Genomic DNA, 15,022 nt, shown 5'->3' on the forward strand with positions numbered 1-15,022 from the left:
AAATACGGCTAACCGTAGCGTCTAATATGCAACAACGTTGCATATTAGACGCTACCTTTGTTTGTACCAATCACGAAAATGATCCATGAAAACACTATTCGTACGTATCCCGGTTGCGCTGCTGGCTACCAACCTGCTTGTATCGTCCTGTAAATCGGATAACAAAAATTCCGAAGCGCATCGGGGGCTTGTCGCCGAGCATGCTACGCTGGAGGCTAACCACGAAAAGATGGAGGCCACCCATCACGATATGGAAGCCGAGCATGAGAAGCTGAAGGCTGCGCATGACTCGCTACCGGAGGCCTTCGCCGATCACAAAACGCTGGAAGCTAATCACGAGAAGTTACTGGCGGAGCACGCGCAGATCGTTGCCCGCCATGAAGAAATGATGAAGCAACATGCCGAGCTGGAAGCCAAGCACGAGAAAGGCGAGGTATCGGACGAGCAGATGGCGAAAGATCACGAGAAAATGAAAGCCGAAGACGATCAGATGATGCTGGAAGACAAACACATGGCTGACGAGGAAGCGCAGATGGTGAAAGACCACGAAAAAATGATGGCCGACCACAAAGCAGGCAAAAAGTAATAGCTGCGACACGCTGGCAAAGCCGCATCACTGCTCAGGTGATGCGGCTCTTTTTATTTGTAGCCACTCTTTTAGCTGTTTTTGTAAAAAAGTTAAGAAAAAATTGACCTAGTAATTTTTTCTTCTACATTTGTAGAAGAACTTCTATTTTTATAGAAAATGAAACTAACGGCGGCTGAAGAGGTATTGATGCATCACCTATGGGAATCGGGCAAGGCCTTTATGAAAGACATCCTCGATGCCTACGACGATCCCAAACCCGCGACGACCACGGTGGCAACACTGCTGAAGCGGCTAATCGACAAGGGCGCTATCAGCTATAAAGAGTACGGAAATTCACGGGAGTATTACCCGCTGGTTGCTCGTGACGCGTATTCCCGTACGCAGGTCAGTGGGCTGATTCGAAATTTTTTCAACAACTCATCGGCGCAGTTCGCGTCCTTTTTCGCATCCGAAACGGACTTGTCGGCGGATGAACTGGAAACACTCAAGACGATTGTCGAACAGGAAATTCAAAAGCGAAAAGCATGATCCTCTACGGTCTGAAGTCCATCCTTATGCTATCGGTGCTGGTCATTGCCTATAAGCTGTTGCTGGAAAACGAAACCATGCATCGGTTTAAGCGGGGGTATCTGCTGGCGAGTCTGCTGCTCGCGGTGGTCGGGCCGCTACTGTCGTTTCCGGTGACAGTTCAATCCAACTTTGTCCCACCAACACCGTTACCGGTATCGGTTGTAGCCCAGTTTGAGCCCACCCGTGTTATGTTACCCGCCGGCGCGGTAGCCGCTCCCCCAACCGACCATTCGCCCGATCTGTGGCTGCTGGTATACGGGGCGGTCACAGCGGTACTGCTTATCCGGCTCGTCCGTAATCTAGCCAGTATCGTTTACCGAATTCGTCAGTTCCCAACCGTTCGTCATGCCGAGGCTACAGTCGTTTTGCTACCAGCGACTACGCGTCCGCATACCTTTCTTCATTACCTCTTTATCGGTCAGACCGACTACGAGAAGCAGGGAATTGAGCCCGAACTGTTCACGCATGAACTCACCCATATCCGGCAACAGCACTCGGTCGACATCCTGTTCGTTGAGCTGATTAGCTGCTTCTATTGGTTCAATCCGGCCCTTTTCTTCGTACGCCGGGCGATGCGACTCAATCACGAGTTTCTGGCCGACCAATCGGTCAACACCCAGCACCAGAATGTCGTCCGGTACCAGCAATTGCTACTGAGCAGGCTGACGCCCACGAAGCCCGTCTTTTTAACCAGTGCTTTCACCTTTCAAACCGCTAAACAACGCTTGATTATGATGACCAAATGCACGTCTCCCCTGCGGGCTGGTTTTGCCGTCGGTGCAGCCGCTACCTTGTTTCTGCTACTCACACTGGCCGCTGGACTCCAATCGGTGGCTCAGGTAACGAAGTCCGTTTCTGAAGAATCAACCGGTACAGTCACGAAGGCAAAAGTGCCGACCGATTCGATGACGCTGGAACAGCGCTACAGCGATAAACTGGTCATGACCTGGCCTAAGGCTAACGGAAACTTCCCCAGGAAACAGGTCATGAAGCGGTTTTCTGATTTGTCGGAAGCTGAGAAGAAAAAAGTGTTTTTTGTTCCTCCTCTAGCCGCCAAGACGCCGACAAATGCGCAGTTTGAGGACTGGAAGAATCCAAAACGGTTTGGTATCTGGCTGGATGGCAAACACATCAAAAACAGCGATCTTAACAAATACAAGCCCAGTGATATTGCTTCGTTTATGGGAAGTTACGTGCACAAAAATGCCCGGCAGCCGCAAGGCTATTTATACCAGTTTAGCTTAATGACGCACAAGGAATACGAACGCTATCTGAAGGAACAAACCGAATCACCCTTCTTGGTTGTTTTAGAGAGTAAGCCCAAGCCGAAGACCGTTTGGGTAGAGCCAAAGCAATAAACAACGCTGTCGTGACACCGACGTATCAAACAGTTTGCAGGTAGATCGCTTCGAGCTCATTGGCGGTCAGGTCGGCGGCTGGCAGCGTTTCGACCAGGTGGCCCGCCCGCATGATGCCGATATGCGTACCAACTTCCTTGGAGCGGAAGATATCGTGCGTAGCCATCAGTATGGCGGTTCCGTCGGCGCTAAGCTGGGTCAGGAGTTCCGAGAATTCGTTGCTGGCTTTGGGATCGAGACCGCTGGTCGGTTCGTCGAGCAGCAGCACCTTCGCCTGCTTGGCAAGCGCAATGGCAATGCCCACTTTCTGGCGCATCCCTTTCGAATAGCCACCCAGCGACCGCGTGTGGGCGTCGGCCTGCAAACCCGCCCGCAGCAACAGGCTGCGTAGTTCGTCGGTCGACAGCGCAAAGCCAGCCAGCGAGGCAAAGAAATCCAGGTTTTCCAGTCCGCTCAGGTTTGGATACAACAGCACCGTTTCGGGGAGGTAAGCCAGGTATTTCTTTGTTTCCTGCCCATGGTCGGCGACGGTCAACCCGTTGACGAGGGCCTGCCCCGACGTGGGTTGCAAAAAGCCCAGAAACAGGTTGATCGTCGTCGTTTTACCGGCCCCGTTCTGCCCCAGCAGACAGAAAATTTCGCCGGGCGCAACGGTCAGATTCAGCCCGTCGAGCGCGGGGGGGGCATCGGGTGCGTATCGCTTGGTGAGGTTTATCGCTTGTAGCATATCAGTTTTGCTAGTTATTTTCTGTCATCCCGACACCAGGAGGGATCTTCGGTAGCTAGCCAAAAATACCATTCTACCGAAGATTCCTCGCAGGCTCGGAATGACAGAAACGTCTACTCTTACGCCATAGTGGCCGTTTTGCGGAAGTTCAGCCAGCCCAGTCCGGTGAATACGAGCGTGAACAGCAATAGGGGCAGCAACCCGGTCAGCGCGTCGAAGGGCGTATCGTCGTGAAATGTCTGTACATCGAAACGGGTCCAGTTTTCGGCCTTGACCGGAACGTCGCGGAACAGTCGGTCGTAAAAATGCAGGCGCAGGTTTTCGTGAAAACGCCCCGTCGCTTCCTGAAACCGGAGTTGATTCCCCAGCCCTGACCGGGCGAGTTCATTCAGTTGCAACTGCATATGCAGCGGGGGAATAAACCGGGCCAGTTGGCGGCTGGCGGTTTCCCGTTGGGTTACTTTCGCCCGTAAGGCATTCGCTGCCTTACTTGCTTCATCGTCGCCCAGTTGCTGCATGGCGTAGTACCACGGCCAGTCGAAAGCCAGTTTCGGCGGGGGGATCGACCGGAACTGCGGGTAGTGCGCCAGAAACGCCTGCATCGTCTGCTGCTTGTCGGTATCCCATTTTTCGTGATAGCCTTTCCGGGCCGCTAGTGTCGTTTCCAGGGCTTCCGGCGTCGGGTAGCGTGTAACGAGGTACGTATTGAGTAAGGTCGGCAGCAGCACGATCAGTACCAGCCAACCGCTTACCAGCAACAGCGCGTTGACGCTCGATCGGTTCCGAAGCGACGTTACCCAGAAGCAGACAGCCGCCCAGAACAGTATGTACAGCACCGACAGGCCCACGAAACCGGCCAGGGTTACGTCGATTGGTAAGCGCAGTAGCGGAATCGCTACGGCAACCAGTACGGCCAGCACAGCTAGAATTACTCCAACCCGGATGGCGTAGAGTCGATAGATGACCGACATGACGTTAGGCTGCTGCACGACGACCAGTTTCCAAGTCCCGCGCTCTCGCTCGTCGGACACCAGGTTGTAGCAGCAGGCAATCAGCAGGAGCGGAAACAGGTAGATCAGCACAAAGCTAAAGTCCAGATTTCCCAGCAGCAGATTAGCCGGATTGGTCAGATCAGCATCGTAGCGCTGACTTTCCAGCGCCCGGATCGTAACATTTTGGATTGACGGGTTTACGTCGCGCTGCCCCAGCGACAGGCCACTCAGCGGCAGTGCCTGGTTGACCAGTGAAAACTTCAGGTAATAGAGCAACAGCCCCAGTTCGTCTTTGTGCGTGGCGATGTTCCGGGCAAACTCGGTCTGCTGATACGCCCGGACATCGGCGATGGCCTGCGTTTGTCGGTCGAGGAATTGTCGCCCGATCAACAGGCTAACTACACCCGCCACCAGCAGCAACGCCAGCCCGACGCGCACACCCCCCGACCGAATGAAGTTCTTGAAAGCTAATCGAATCATGTTTCGTATTCTTCTGGGCTATCATTACCTGATTGCGAGGCACCCATTGCGGTACGGCTGCAAACTCTTTTCAGGTAAAAAACCGTTTCTTATTTTTGAGTACACTAGTTCATCCGAATAGACCTATGACGACGGTACAAATTCCAATCACGGAGCAGGTTGCCCAGCGCTTTCAACAGTTGCCTCGTCCTCAACAGCAGGCCATTACCGATAAAGTGGCTTTGCTGTTGATTCAGGAACTGAACCGAGTCGATGTACCGGCGGGAACACTGCACGACTTCCAAGATGCGATGCGAATGAGCGACGAGGACATGCGACTCACGTTCGGCAACGACTACCTGATTCAACACAACTGGCAGGCGACCGATGAGTAATGCGTATGTGTTGGATACCAACACCGTTATCAGTGCGCTTTTCTGGCCGGATTCACTACCAGCCAAGGCTTGCCACAAAGCGCAAACGGGTAAGCCGGTCATCTCCCAGGCTATCGTCGAGGAATGGCGTCGGGTTATCCATCGGCCTAAATTTGACAAACTCATGCCACTTGACCAGCGCAGCGATCGTTTAGAAACGTTTATCGACCAATGCACGCTAATTACGGTCAACCAGGTTATCCGTGTTTGTCGTGACCCTAAAGACGATATGTTTCTATCACTGGCCAAAGAAGCCAATGCTACGTTGATCGTTTCCGGCGACAAAGACTTGCTCACGCTACATCCGTTTGATGGCATCCCGATCATTACGGCTCGTGTATTTCTGGACATGCGGTGAAGCATAAGAAGTCAGGCAACAGTCAGTGTCCGGGCGGTCCAACGGAACGCGAATCCTAAGCCGATGAGCCAGACGACCAGCGTCAGCAGCGACCGCCATGCATGCGCCAGCGTAGCACCAACCGGCAACGGCTGGTAGGTGAAGTCAGGCATGGCCTCCCAGTTGGCGCGGCCGATGGCAGCGGGTTTATCGTTGGGCCCCGGCTTTTTGTTGGCGATGTAGTTTATCTGTAAAGCGTTGAGGTGCTGCGCCATGTCGTAGCGGTAACGCTCGGCCTGTTCCTGAAAATCGGCGTAGGTCGCGTAGTCGGTACCAGCCAGCGCCATCGATAGCTGCCGGATCGCCAGGAAGGGATCGGCAACGGCAACGAGTTCCGACAGGCGATTCTGCCGGGCATATACGTCCTGCAACAGACCGAAATGGTCTGTGTAGATGTGGGCGCTGATCTTCTCTCCCTCGGCCATCACCACCCCGCTGTAATTGATAGGCAGTTGCTGTACCGAGTCGACATGATATGCCGTCAGCAGTGAATCCTTCAGCGTTGCGTAGTGCGGATCGTTCGGGTTGTGGCTGTCACCTTCTTTCAGCACATCGTTCTGGATTCTGGCCAAAAACTGGGCTTTCGACGGAATTTCGTACAAGTAAGCCCCCACCGCCTGAGCCGCGCGGGGCAGCACAATCGCCAGCATCAGCCAGATACCCATGAGCGTCACCAACGCCGTCCGGGCCGACCCGCTCCGCGCCGATACCAGCACCGCTACCCCACAGCAGATAATCAGGTAAGCGCCGTAGGCCAGTACCAGCAATACCAGTCGGATAATTTCGTCCGTTCGGATCGGGCCGTCCTGCACGAGAAACCAGCCCAGCGCCGTCAGGATAACAACGGGTAGGTAAAGCCGCATCACGATCTCGACCAGTCCCAGTAGTTTGCCGGTCAGTAACTGCCGCCCGCTGATACCCTGACTGAGCAGCAAGCGCAGCGTACCCGAATCGCGCTCGGCAGCAATAACGCCGTACCCCAGAAAGAACGTCAGCAGCGGAAGCAGCAGTTGCAGGACCATGGCCAGACTGATCTCGCCGAACCGCAGCAGCCCCGTCGAAAAACTCGCTTCCGAAAAGTTGACCGGGTTTTGCTTATGCGCTTCCAGAAAAATCATGTTTCCCAGATAGCTTTCCATCCCAAAATCGAACAGACTCAGGGGCGACTTGGGCCGAAACGCAAAGTTGCCGAAGTGCGCCATGCGATGTGGGTGCTTATCCGGATTGCTTAACCAGTCGTGCCGGGCTTCCGCCTGATAATGAACACGCTGCGCCATCTGCTGCCGAAAGCTGAGCCAGCCCAGTACGGCCGCATAGATCAGCAGCGCGGCAATAACCAGCGTCGGTAACCAGACGACCGGGCTGGCGAACGCCGTCCGCCGGACATGCCGGGCCAGGAGTCGTTCGGGTGTTGATAGGGGCATAAAAGACTCGTTGAGAACTATGTTTTTATTGGTTTGAACACCCCTAAATCCCCTGAAGGGGACTTTGTTCGCGCGCCAAAGAAGTCCCCTTCAGGGGATTTAGGGGTAGTTCAAGCATCATTAGAATCGATACGTCAACGTCAGGTTGGTATTGCGTGGGGCGCCAGGGAACAGCCGCAGGTAGTTTTGCGCCCCGATCCAGTAAGTCGTGTTCAGCACATTGTTCATGTTCAGCGCCAGTTGTACACTGCTACGCGACGGCGTGTAGTACACGGCCAGATCGAACAGGGTGTAGGCGGGCACCTCAAACCCCCTTGTGAACCAAGGTATTTTACTACCACTGTACTGCGCCCCAAGGCCAATACCCAGATCAGCCAGTGCCGTACCCGACGCAAAGTTATAGCGCGTCCAGAGGTTCCCGCTGTGAATGGGTGTGTTTTGCTTGCGGGCACCAATCAGGCTGGCTTCGCGATCGTTGACGATGATCGCATCGATATAACTGTACGACGCGTTGATCTGCCAGTTAGGCAGCAGATAACCCGCCAGATCCAGCTCAAAACCCCGGCTACGTTCGGCTCCACGCGTCACCAGCAGATCAGGATTAGTCGGGTCGTTGGCATTCATCAGCAGGTTGCGCTGATTGATCTCGTACAGTGCCGACGTAACGTGCAGTCGATTGCCCAGCAGATCAGCCTTGACACCGACCTCCTTTAAGTCACTTTCCAGCGGATCGAACGTGCTACCCGCCGGAGCCGATACCGGCAATAGCGTAACCGTATTCGCCTGGGGCTGATAGCCACGCAGGTAGGTAGCGTACGCATTGACCGACGGGTTAATGGTGTAGGTCAGGCCCAGACGGGGCAGCAGTGCCGTTTTGGTCACCGTAATCGTACCGGGCGCGCCGTAGTTAGTGATGTCTTCGAACCACTCGTTACGCAGGCCCAGCAGCAGTGTCAGCCGCTTTATTTTTAACTGCTCCTGTACATAGATGGCATTGGTCGTCGTCAGGGCCGGTTGCAGAGCCGTGCGTACGTTGATCGTATAATCGTCGGCGCTGCGAATTGTATACGTCGGATTGGTCAGGTCGAAGTGCGGTACGTTGGGCCGGGGGATAACGACACCTCCCGGTACCGTCTGCGTCTGGTAGTTAGCGGCATTGGCAACCGTGTAGCTGTTGGCCACCGAGCCATCTTTAAGCAGGTAACCACGCGCCACATTCTGTCCGCCCCCTTTCAGCTTCTGCCAGCGATGCAGATCATAGCCGACAACCAGGTTATGACCCAGCGGCCCCGTCTGCCCGGTAACGTTCAGATACGCCATCACATTGTCGACATTCCAGAACTGCCGACGCTGTACGAACTGCATAGCAGCCAGTGACGTAACGGGCTGCCCGGCAACATCGACACCGAAGGCCCCGGTAGTACGGTGTTCCTGTAAATCTTCCTGCCAGGTCTGTTTCATATACGACCCGTTCAGACTGACGCGATCGGTAAAGCGGTGCGCCAGCGTACCCGTCAGCAGCAACTGGTTCGACCGGAAATAATCGCTGGCGGCACCCAGGTTCAGGCTGATTGGCGTACTGTTCAGGTCCGTCTGGCCCGCAACGGCACCGAAGATTGGCTGTCCCCGGTCGAGATTCCCGTCCATCCGGCTGATAATCAACTCGGCGTTGATGGCCGTACGCTCACTGGGAATATAAGAGAACGAGGGCGAGAACAGCAGCTGATTATTACGGATCAGATCGCGATAGCTACGGGCTTCCTGATACGCCCCGTTGACCCGGTACAGCAGCGTCTTGCTCGCGTTGAGTGGCCCCGTAAAGTCCATCGTTCCGCGCAGGGTACTGAAACTACCCACACTCAGCCCTATCTCACGCCGGGTCGTGGCCAGTGGCTTCTTGGTAACCAGGTTGATGCTCCCCCCCGGATCGACCGACGAAAAGGCAGCCGTAGCCGGTCCTTTGATTACCTCTACCCGTTCGATGTTGGTCGTCAGCGGCTGCATGAAATAATATTGCCGGGTCCGCATCCCGTTGACAATCTGCCCTTCTTCGTTCTGACTGATGCCCCGGATGGCGTATTGATTGTAGTAACTCGACGGAACTACCCCGCTGATTACTTTCACCGCGTCGGCCAGTTGAAACGCCTGTCGGTCGGCTATCAGCTCTTTCGTCACCGTCCCGATTGCCTGGGGTACGTCTTTGTTGAGCGCGGCAATCTTGGTTGCCGAGAAGGAGTATTCGCTATTGTATTCCCGCGTGGCCCGCCCCACGACTTCCACGGTTTGTAGTTCGTTGGCGGTGGGGATCAGCTCGACAACAAATGCGACGGCCCGACCCGCCATCGTCAGCGGTCGGTACCCGACGGCCGACACCCGGATCGTGCCTTTTCCCGGTAGTGAAAAATGGCCCGTAGAATCAGTTGATGTACCCGTGTTATCATTCGTCAGCTGGACCGTCGCGCCGGGAATGAAACTACCCGTTACGGCGTCGATAACCGTACCCGACATCGTTTGCGCCCGCAGACTGATCGTAAGGCAAAGAAATAAAAAGGTAAATAAGTGCTTCATCAAGTTTTGTTTTAGGTAAGACGTAGCCCAGACCCGCCCGGCGGCTACCGTGGCCACCGCGTGGGCTAGGTCTGAGAAAACACAGCAACAGCCGATGTGCTAGTGGGCCGGACCTGTTAGCCTATTGGCCTCCAGACCTGGACGTCTGGGTTACAACGGCGTCGAAACGGTCTTGTAGCTGACGAATACTGTTTAGGGTCTCGCGCTGTAAATCCCGCATCTGGTCGGCGGGCAGGTCTTTCAGGGTCGCATCGGTATGGTGATGGTGTTCGTGTTTTCCGTGCGTATGGTCATGTTCGTGGGACATACCGGGCACCTCTACCAGATTTTCCTCCCAGGCTTCAAACGCCGTTTTGATACTGTCGAGCGTTGCGATTCGGGCCGCATTGGCAGGCAGTGACTGTTCAGTCAGTACCGTTTTGAGCGAATCAATTTGATCGACTCGTGGCTCCAGTGTCGCCTGAATCACAGTCGCTTCGTTGTGATACCGCGCTGCTTCATCCAGCAACGGATCATGTTTGTCGCTGGATGACGAGCAGTCTTTCAGCCTGCTCAGGGCCAGGCCAAAAGCAACCAGTTGATACGTATTCATAGCTTAACGCGGACTAGTTATCCGGCAAAACTACACATTCGCAACAACGTTGCAAAAACAAAGCTACTAGATCGTCGGCTCCTATCGGTTTGTCCAGACCGGTTATGCGTTCGTTTTCAGCGTGACATAGTAGTGTCTGGCGAACTGGAATTAACGCTCAGCTACGGCCGGATGCGTCAGGTAGCGCAGGTCGTCGGCAATGAGTTCGCCGTTGACAATGGCACCGGCTTTGGCACCTCCCGCGACTGCGTTGGCAACCTGTCGCAGCATGGTCGTTGTATCACCTGCCGCAAAAACACCCGGCACTGAGGTAGCGCCGAACTCAGTCACCTGAACGAAGTTGTGTTCAGCGAGCTGACAACCCAGTTGCTGGGCAATGTCGGACGATTGCCGTAGCGGTACCCGCGCAAACATAGCTGTGGGCGATACCCTCCGCCCGTCGGCCAGAACCAGAGCTGTCAGAAATCCGTCGGTATGCTCGATCGCGGTCAGGGGCGTTTCAACAATCGGGATCGCCAGTTGCGCGAGTACCTGTTGCTGCACATCGGTCAGCGTCGACGGGCCATTCGTGAACAGCGTAAGCTGACGACTCCATTGCTGAAGGAGCCGGGCCATTTCGTAGGCCATTTCGCCATTGGCCAGGATACCCAGCGGTTGTCCGTGAACTTCGTACCCATGACAGTACGGGCAGTGCAGCACCGAACGGCCCCAGCATTCGGCAAATCCGGGTATATCAGGCATTACGTCGATAAGACCCGTGGCCAGTATCAGCCGGCGAGCGCTGTATGTCTCCCCTCCCGCTGTGTGAACGGCAAAACCGTCCGTCAATTGATTCGCCCCCGTTGCCGTCGTCGCGACAAACGTCACCGTTGGGTACTGACTCAGCTGCTCGCGGGCGATAGCCGCCAGTTGCGCGGGCGTTTCACCATCGCGGGTCAGAAATCCGTGTGAATGCGGGGTTTGCCGGTTGCAGGGCTTCCCCGCGTCGATAACCAGCACACGTCGCAGCGACCGCCCCAGCACCAGCGCGGCACTGAGCCCGGCATAGCTGCCACCAATTATAATTACGTCGTAGTTCATTGCTTTATCGTTGAGCAGACCTAAAAGGCTTCCAAACCTTTTAGGTCTCGTATCTACCTATTTTTCAGCAGGTTTCCCTGCAAGTAACTACTATTCCCAGACAGGGAACGGGTCTCTGAAGCTCCCCCCCTTTCCCATGTGCGCCAATTCAGATTCCGAGCACAGGCATTCCTGTAATTCAGCCGTGATCTGCGCCTGATTCAGGTCCTGCCCGATAATGACCAGCTCGTTCTGCCGGTCGCCGAAGCGTTTGTGCCAGCGCGATTCGATAGACGTCCGATTGTCCAGGAACGACCCGTACTGCATCCGTTGGCTGAACGGCATCGAGGCCCACCACACACCAGCCGATTCAGCCCGCAGACTACCACCAGCCTGACTAAAATTTAGCGCGTCGCTGGGGCGCGACGCCAGCCAGAACAGTCCTTTGCTGCGAATGATACCGGCAGGAAAATTCTCGCTCAGGTAAGTCCAGAACCGGGCTGGGTGGAACGGGCGACGATCGCGAAACACAAACGAAGACAGCCCGTATTCTTCCGTCTCGGGCGTATGGCTAATACCGTTCTGGTGATTCTGCAATTCCTGAATCCAGCCCGCCGACTGCGATGCTTCGTCGAAATCGAAGAGGTGTGTATTCAGAATCTGCGCCGGATCAACCTTCGAAAACTCGGATTCGATCAGCCGGGCTTTAGGATTCAGCTTGTGCAGGATTGCCTTTAGCTCGCCAACCTGCTCCCGGCTCATCAGGTCGGTCTTGTTTAGAATCAGCACATTGGCAAATTCGATCTGATCGGTCAGCAGATTCACAATCGTGCGTGTATCGGTAGGGCCGAGCGGTCCGGCGCCCCGGTTCAGGTCACGTTGATGAACGTTGTCGACCGAACTGAAATCACGGAAGAAGTTAAACGCGTCGACAACCGTCACCAGCGTATCCAGCCGGGAAAACCGCGACAGGTCGACACGGTTCGCTTCGTCGACCGAATCATCGGACTGGAAACTGAATGTCTGTGCTACCGGCAACGGCTCCGAAATCCCCGACGACTCGATCAGCAGATAATCGAAGCGGTCTTCGCGAGCCAGCTTTTCCACTTCCAGCATCAGGTCTTCGCGGAGCGTACAGCAGATGCATCCGTTGCTCATCTCGACCAGTTTTTCCTCCGTGCGCGACAGGGTGTTCTGGTCCTTCACCAACTGCGCGTCAACGTTGACCTCGCTCATGTCGTTGACGATCACGGCGACTTTCATCCCCTGCTTGTTGTGCAGGATATGGTTGAGCAGGGTTGTCTTCCCCGCGCCCAGGAAGCCGCTTAATACCGTTACAGGTAGCTGTTTCATCGGTTCGTTATAAATGCAACAATGTTGCAAATATAACGAACCGATTAGAAAGCAACTACTCGTTAGAGAAATATTTGCAACATTGTTGCACAAAAGCACAACTTGATGGTTTAATGTGACCTGGGCTGCGTATGCCATTGGTAAATTTTTTACAGTTGATCATACCCCCACCCCCTGAAGGGCAGGGCTGTTAAGTTCTAGCCCATCCCCCCCCCAGCCCCCTGAAGGGGGAGTGGTTTCTTTGCGGAATGCTCCCCCTTTAGGGGGCTGGGGGGTGGGCTAACCAAAGGAAATTGGGCTATTATCAGCGCCAATTTGAGAACTTAACAGCCCCGCCCCCTGAAGGGGGAGAAATTCGCGGATGGTTATCCCCCCCGCCCCAAAACGTCGGACCGGCCTAAGGGGTAGGGGTACAGCTGACGGATACGGGAAACCAGAAATGATTCGCCCCCCGGCGACGCCGGGTTAACAGCGCAAACACGGCACAAACAAAACCGCCGGACGCTTCCTGAGAAACGCCCGGCGGCTATATGACTTGTCAGGTCCGAACTAGTACGCCCGTACCAGTCGGCCTTCCATGAAATTGACGAAGGCTTTATTGACGACGTTGTTGCCGCCGGGCGTTGGATAGTTACCCGTGAAGTACCAGTCGCCCGAATGATTTGGGCAGGCAACGTGCAGGTTCTCGACGGTCTGATACACCACGGCGACTTCTGCCTTCAGGTCAGTTGGCGTAACGATCTGCGCGACTTTACGCGACAGCTCTTCGTGCGTAAACGGATCGAACAGCGCCTTCACGTAGTTCACTTTCGTTGCGTTGCCCGACTCGATAGCGGCTACGCTCTGCGCGTACACCTCATCGATCAGGTTTTCCATGCCCCGCTCCCGGATCAGTTCCAGAGCCGCCCGGAAACCGACGAACTCCTTGAACTTCGACATATCGATACCGTAGCAATCGGGGAAGCGAATCTGCGGAGCCGACGACACGATGATAATTTTCTTGGGGCCCAGCCGGTCGAGCATGCGCAGGATACTCTTTTCCAGCGTCGTACCCCGTACGATTGAGTCGTCAACAACGACGACATTATCAATGCCTTTGCGGATAACCTCAAACGTCGTGTCGTAGACGTGCGACACCATTTCGTCGCGCTGCGAATCGTCGGTAATGAACGTCCGCATCTTCACGTCTTTCGACACCAGCTTTTCAATACGCGGCCGGAACGAGAGTACCTTGTCGAGTTCTTCCTCGAACAGAATACCGTCCATGATCGCTTTTTTCCGCTGCTTGTACAGGTACTCTTCCAGCCCTTCGACCATACCGAAAAACGCGGTTTCGGCCGTGTTTGGAATATACGAGAACACCGTGTTTTCCAGGTCGTAATCGACCTCTTTCAGGATCTGCGGGATCAGCAGTTTACCAAGCGTTTTCCGCTCGTTGTAAATATCGGGATCGGTCGCGCGGGAGAAGTAGATACGTTCGAAGCTGCACGAACGCTTTTCGGTCGGCTCAACGAACTGCAACTCGTTGTACTCACCGTTTTTGTCGATAATCAGCGCGTGGCCGGGTTGTACTTCCTTGATCTGACTGTAATCGGCGTTGAACGCTGTTTTGATCGCCGGCTTTTCCGACGCAACGACCACAACTTCATCATCGGCATAGTAGTAGGCCGGGCGAATACCAGCGGGGTCGCGGGCAACAAACGACGCGCCGTAGCCCGTCATACCGACCATCGCATAGCCACCGTCGAAGTCGCGGCACGAGCGGTGCAGCACACGCTGCATGTCGATGTTCTCTTCGATGATGTCCGACAAATCGGGGTTCTCGTAAATACCTTTGAAGCGATCGAATACGCGCTGATTCTCTTCGTCGAGGAAGTGGCCGATCTTCTCCATCACCGTTACGGTGTCGACCTTATCCTTGGGATGCTGCCCCAGCGACACCAGTTTGTCGAACAGCTTGTCGACGTTGGTCATGTTGAAGTTACCCGCCACGACCAGGTTCCGGCTGCGCCAGTTGCTTTGCCGCAGCATGGGGTGGCAGTTTTCGATCTCGTTGGAACCGTGCGTACCGTAGCGCAGGTGTCCCATCCAGACCTCACCCGTAAAGGCGACGTTTTCCTGGAGCCATTTGGCATCCCTGGTTTTGTCTTTGTGCCCTTTGGTTGCCTTGCGGAATTTCTTGTTGACCTTCTCGAAGATGTCCGTTACGGGACGCTGATCGACCGAGCGGTAGCGGCTGATGTAGCGGTGGCCGGCTGGTACGTCGATTTTGATGTTGGCGATACCGGCCCCATCCTGCCCTCGGTTCACCTGCTTTTCCATCAGCAGGTACAGTTTGTTGGCACCGTAGAGAGCCGTACCGTATTTGTCGATGTAGTACTGGTACGGTTTGCGGAGCCGGATGAGGGCAATGCCGCACTCGTGTTTGATCGCGTCGCTCATAGCTGGAACCGTTACTGCAACACAAGATTGCCGGAACGGCTGATAGTCAAGTTGATGG

13 protein-coding genes are annotated in these 15,022 nt (G+C 55.0%); 5 read left to right on the forward strand and 8 right to left on the reverse strand.

From position 1 onward, the window contains the following. The first annotated feature begins 85 nt into the window (after positions 1-85). The 3 genes from CLV58_RS18095 (at position 86) to CLV58_RS18105 (ending at position 2,517) form a co-directional block, all read left to right on the forward strand. Positions 86-586: a hypothetical protein gene (locus CLV58_RS18095; RefSeq protein WP_106139233.1), complete on the forward strand. Its 501-nt coding sequence runs from the start codon at positions 86-88 to the stop codon at positions 584-586. 159 nt (positions 587-745) lie between these two features. Then, positions 746-1,117 carry a BlaI/MecI/CopY family transcriptional regulator gene (locus CLV58_RS18100; RefSeq protein ID WP_106139234.1) on the forward strand — a complete coding sequence of 124 codons (372 nt, stop codon included), beginning with the start codon at positions 746-748 and terminating at the stop codon, positions 1,115-1,117. Continuing rightward, complete coding sequence (locus CLV58_RS18105; RefSeq protein WP_106139235.1) at positions 1,114-2,517, forward strand: M56 family metallopeptidase; 1,404 nt, start codon at positions 1,114-1,116, stop codon at positions 2,515-2,517. Before CLV58_RS18100 ends, CLV58_RS18105 begins: the two co-directional genes overlap by 4 nt. Before the next feature lie 25 nt (positions 2,518-2,542). Here CLV58_RS18105 and CLV58_RS18110 read toward each other — a convergent pair whose 3' ends face one another. Both CLV58_RS18110 and CLV58_RS18115 read right to left on the reverse strand, forming a co-directional pair. Further along, entirely contained in the window at positions 2,543-3,244 is a 702-nt protein-coding gene (locus CLV58_RS18110) for an ABC transporter ATP-binding protein (protein WP_106139236.1), read from the reverse strand. A gap of 119 nt (positions 3,245-3,363) precedes the next feature. Beyond that, positions 3,364-4,716: a DUF3526 domain-containing protein gene (locus tag CLV58_RS18115; protein ID WP_106139237.1), complete on the reverse strand. Its 1,353-nt coding sequence runs from the start codon at positions 4,714-4,716 to the stop codon at positions 3,364-3,366. A 125-nt stretch (positions 4,717-4,841) separates the two neighbouring features. Between CLV58_RS18115 and CLV58_RS18120 the strand changes: the two genes are divergently transcribed. Then, complete coding sequence (locus tag CLV58_RS18120) at positions 4,842-5,090, forward strand: hypothetical protein (protein ID WP_106139238.1); 249 nt, start codon at positions 4,842-4,844, stop codon at positions 5,088-5,090. Next, complete coding sequence (locus tag CLV58_RS18125) at positions 5,083-5,487, forward strand: putative toxin-antitoxin system toxin component, PIN family (RefSeq protein ID WP_106139239.1); 405 nt, start codon at positions 5,083-5,085, stop codon at positions 5,485-5,487. The genes CLV58_RS18120 and CLV58_RS18125 overlap by 8 nt, the downstream gene beginning before the upstream one ends. An 11-nt stretch (positions 5,488-5,498) precedes the next feature. On the opposite strand, the gene CLV58_RS18130 is transcribed toward CLV58_RS18125, so the two are convergent. The 6 genes from CLV58_RS18130 to CLV58_RS18155 all read right to left on the reverse strand — a co-directional run bounded on the left by CLV58_RS18130 (position 5,499) and on the right by CLV58_RS18155 (position 14,964). After that, positions 5,499-6,950: a DUF3526 domain-containing protein gene (locus CLV58_RS18130; protein WP_106139240.1), complete on the reverse strand. Its 1,452-nt coding sequence runs from the start codon at positions 6,948-6,950 to the stop codon at positions 5,499-5,501. Positions 6,951-7,070: 120 nt separating this feature from the next. Continuing rightward, the gene (locus tag CLV58_RS18135) at positions 7,071-9,518 is read right to left on the reverse strand and encodes a TonB-dependent receptor (RefSeq protein ID WP_106139241.1); all 2,448 of its coding nucleotides are present in this window, start codon (positions 9,516-9,518) and stop codon (positions 7,071-7,073) included. A gap of 121 nt (positions 9,519-9,639) precedes the next feature. Then, positions 9,640-10,110 (reverse strand): hypothetical protein, encoded by a 471-nt coding sequence (locus CLV58_RS18140; protein WP_106139242.1) that lies wholly within the window; start codon positions 10,108-10,110, stop codon positions 9,640-9,642. A 150-nt stretch (positions 10,111-10,260) separates the two neighbouring features. Next, complete coding sequence (locus tag CLV58_RS18145; RefSeq protein ID WP_106139243.1) at positions 10,261-11,190, reverse strand: NAD(P)/FAD-dependent oxidoreductase; 930 nt, start codon at positions 11,188-11,190, stop codon at positions 10,261-10,263. Between the two features lie 90 nt (positions 11,191-11,280). Beyond that, positions 11,281-12,522, reverse strand: coding sequence for a GTP-binding protein (locus CLV58_RS18150; protein WP_106139244.1), 1,242 nt, complete (start codon positions 12,520-12,522; stop codon positions 11,281-11,283). A 549-nt stretch (positions 12,523-13,071) separates the two neighbouring features. Next, entirely contained in the window at positions 13,072-14,964 is a 1,893-nt protein-coding gene (locus CLV58_RS18155) for an amidophosphoribosyltransferase (RefSeq protein ID WP_106139245.1), read from the reverse strand. Positions 14,965-15,022: the final 58 nt, after the last annotated feature.

The organism is Spirosoma oryzae, from assembly GCF_003002825.1.
In the GTDB taxonomy this organism is placed as follows: Bacteria; Bacteroidota; Bacteroidia; order Cytophagales; family Spirosomataceae; genus Spirosoma; species Spirosoma oryzae.